Origin of the sequence: Paracraurococcus ruber, assembly GCF_004353985.1 — a bacterium.
Classification (GTDB): Bacteria; Pseudomonadota; Alphaproteobacteria; order Acetobacterales; family Acetobacteraceae; genus Paracraurococcus; species Paracraurococcus ruber.
Genome location: NZ_SMOA01000451.1, coordinates 1 through 2,921 on the forward strand (window position 1 = coordinate 1; position 2,921 = coordinate 2,921).

The following is a 2,921-nucleotide window of genomic DNA, read 5'->3' on the forward strand; positions in this document are numbered from 1 at the left end:
CGCGGGACCTCGCCGGGTGGCGCGGCCGGCAAGGCGCCGGCGCGGAAGGCCGGCGCCAAGGGCCGCGGCCGGCCGCGCACCGGCGCCCGGGTCGCCGCGGTGCAGGCGCTGTTCCAGAGCGAGCAGTCGGGCGAGCCGGCCGAGGCCGTCATCAGCCAGTTCCAGCGCCACCGCCTGGGCACCCAGCCCGGCGATGGCGGCTTCGAGGATGGCCGGGTGCCGGAAGCGGATGTCCCCTTCTTCTCGCGCATCGTGCTGCAGGTGGCCAAGAACGCCGAGGAGGTGGACGCCGCCCTGTCGCGCCACCTGCACGCCGCCTGGCCGTTGTCCAAGCTGGACCCCGTCCTGCGGGCGCTGCTGCGCGCCGCCTGCGGCGAGCTGCGCAGCGACCCGGAGACGCCCGCCCGGGTGGTGATCAACGAGTATCTCGACGTGGCGCATGGCTTCTTCGGCGGCGACGAGCCGCGCTTCGCCAATGGCGTGCTGGACGCCATGGCGCGCAGCCTGCGGGGGGAGGAGTTCCAGGGGCAGGCCCGCCGCCGCGGTGGCTGAGGCGGCGCCCGGGCTGCCCGGGGACCTTCCCGGCGAATTCGCCCTCATTGCCCGGCATTTCCGCCGCCTGGCCGGGCCGGGCGCGCTCGACCTCGCCGACGATGCCGCGCTGCTGGACCCGCCGCCCGGCCGGCAGCTGGTGCTGGCGGCGGATGCCATGGTCGCCGGCGTGCATTTCCTGCCCGACGACCCGCCCGAGAGCATCGGCCGCAAGCTGCTGCGGGTGAACCTCTCGGACCTCGCCGCCATGGGGGCGGCGCCGCTCGGCTACCTTATGACCACGGCGCTGCCGAAGGATTTGCCCCCGGACTGGCTGGGGCGCTTCGTCGATGGGCTGGCGGCGGACCAGGCGGAGTTCGGGCTGTCCGTCCTGGGCGGGGATACGGTCGGTACGCCGGGGCCGGCCTCGCTCTCGCTGACCATCCTGGGGACGGTGGCGCCCGGGGCGGCGCTGCGGCGGGACGGGGCGCGGCCGGGCGACACGCTCTGGGTCTCCGGGACGGTGGGCGACGGGGCGCTGGGGCTGCGCGTGCTCCAGGGCAGGTTGCCGGCGGACGCGGCGGGACACCTGGCCCGCCGCTACCGCCTGCCGGAGCCGCGGCTGGCGCTGGGGCAGGCGCTGGGCGGCCTGGCGCGGGCGGCCATGGATGTCTCGGACGGGCTGGTGCAGGACCTTGGGCATCTCTGCCGCGGCGGCGGCTGCGGGGCGGTGCTGCGGGCTGGCGCCGTGCCGCTCTCGCCGGCGGCGCGGGCGCTGGTGGCGACCGACCCGGCGCTGCTGGCGCTGTGCCTGACGGGCGGGGACGACTACGAGCTGCTGTTCGCCCTGCCGCCGGGCGCAGCGCCGCCGCCAGGCCATGCCGCGGCCCGGATCGGGGAGTTCCTGGCGGGGCCGCCGGTGGTGCGGGTGCTCGGCCTGGATGGAACGGAGATGGAATTGCCGCGGGGCGGGTGGAGCCATTTCTGAGGCCGGCCGGCACCGTCCCGGCCGCCGCGACCATGGCCCCTGCCGTCCGCCCCCGGGGCGGGCCGCCGGGCCATCCCGGCATCCGGGCCGGCGGCCGAACCCGGTTCCGACCAGGAGGGCGCCTAGCGCGCCACTCCGGGACCTTGCCGGCGGGGCGAGCGCGGGGGCAGGCCGCGTGAGCGCAGCGGTGCTGGCCGAAGCGAAAGGCTGCCCCGCCCCCCTCCGCCGTCGAGCGGCCCCTCCGGCGCGGGTGGTTCCTCGTGTCTGCCGTTCCTAGCGGGACGTCGCGCCGCTGCCCGGGCCCGTGGCGCCCGGCTGGGTGCCGCCCACCGGCGCGCCCAGCGGCCCGATCCGGCCGACATTGCCGAACAGGGCCTGCAGCAGGGTCCGGTCGTTGCCGGGCGTCGGCGTCTCCCGGCTCACCATGGTCACCGGCTGCATCTGGTCCTCGCCGATCCGGCGCACCTCTCGCACCGCGCCGCGGCCGTCGAAGGTGACCACCACCGTTTCTTGGTCGGTCAGGGCCAGCGCCCGGCCCGGCCGCTGCCGGGTCTTGCTGCTGATGTAGTACCAGGTGTCGTCGGCGAAGGTGCTGGTCTGGGTGGGGGACCCGAGCAGGGCCTGGACATCCTGCTTGGTCTGGACGCCCGGGGTAATCTCCCGCAGCTGGTCTTCGGTGATCCGGTTGCCGCGCTGGACCAGCGGCGCGTCGAACACGCTGCACGCGCCGAGGGCGAGCAGGGCGAGCAGGGCGAGCGCCGGTCGCCCGCGATGCGGGCGACGGGACGGCGCGTTGACCGGGCGGGAAGGGCGATCCATCTCTCGCGCCGGATGCCACCATGCCGTGCCAGGGTCAAGCTTGGCGCGCCGCGCCCCGAAGGAAGGATGTCGCCCCCATGGGCCTGCTCGCCCTGTTTCGCCGCAAGCCGCATGAGCGGGCCGGCTTCGAGCTCTACGGCGCGGCCGTGGCGGCGGCGCGCGACCCCTGGTTCTACGGGGCGCTCGGCGTGCCAGACCGGCTGGATGGCCGCTTCGACCTGATCGGGCTGCATGTCGCCCTGCTGATCCAGCGGATTCGCACCGACCCCGACCCGCGCGGCGCCCCCCTGGCCCAGGCGGTGTTCGATGCGATGTTCGCCGACATGGACATCAACCTGCGGGAGATGGGGGTCAGCGACCTGACGGTGGGCAAGCGGGTGCGGAACATGTGGGAAGCCTTCCACGGCCGCGCCCAGGCCTATGAGGCCGCGATCGCCGCGGCCGACCGGGACGCCATGGCGGCCGCGCTGCAGCGCAATGTGTGGCGGACCGAGGACCCGCCGGGCGAGCCCGCCCGCCGCCTGGCGGCGCAGGCGCTGCGCGCGGCCGCGGCGCTGGCGGGGCAGCCCTTCGCCGCGCTGGC

Annotated in this window: 4 protein-coding genes; 3 read left to right on the forward strand and 1 reads right to left on the reverse strand. The window is 76.2% G+C overall.

The annotated features are described in order from the left end of the window. On the forward strand, positions 1-552 hold a 552-nt coding region (gene nusB, locus E2C05_RS30570), incomplete at its 5' end, for a transcription antitermination factor NusB (RefSeq protein ID WP_275670527.1). Continuing rightward, positions 545-1,519 carry a thiamine-phosphate kinase gene (gene thiL, locus E2C05_RS30575; RefSeq protein WP_240046962.1) on the forward strand — a complete coding sequence of 325 codons (975 nt, stop codon included), beginning with the start codon at positions 545-547 and terminating at the stop codon, positions 1,517-1,519. The genes nusB and thiL, both read left to right, overlap by 8 nt. Positions 1,520-1,792: 273 nt before the next feature. On the opposite strand, the gene E2C05_RS30580 is transcribed toward thiL, so the two are convergent. Continuing rightward, positions 1,793-2,338, reverse strand: a complete 546-nt coding sequence (locus E2C05_RS30580) for an outer membrane protein assembly factor BamE (protein WP_133223382.1) — start codon at positions 2,336-2,338, stop codon at positions 1,793-1,795. A 77-nt stretch (positions 2,339-2,415) separates the two neighbouring features. Here E2C05_RS30580 and E2C05_RS30585 point away from each other — a divergent pair. Further along, positions 2,416-2,921, forward strand: a 506-nt coding sequence (locus E2C05_RS30585; protein WP_133223383.1) for a ubiquinol-cytochrome C chaperone family protein, incomplete at its 3' end; no start/stop codon positions are given.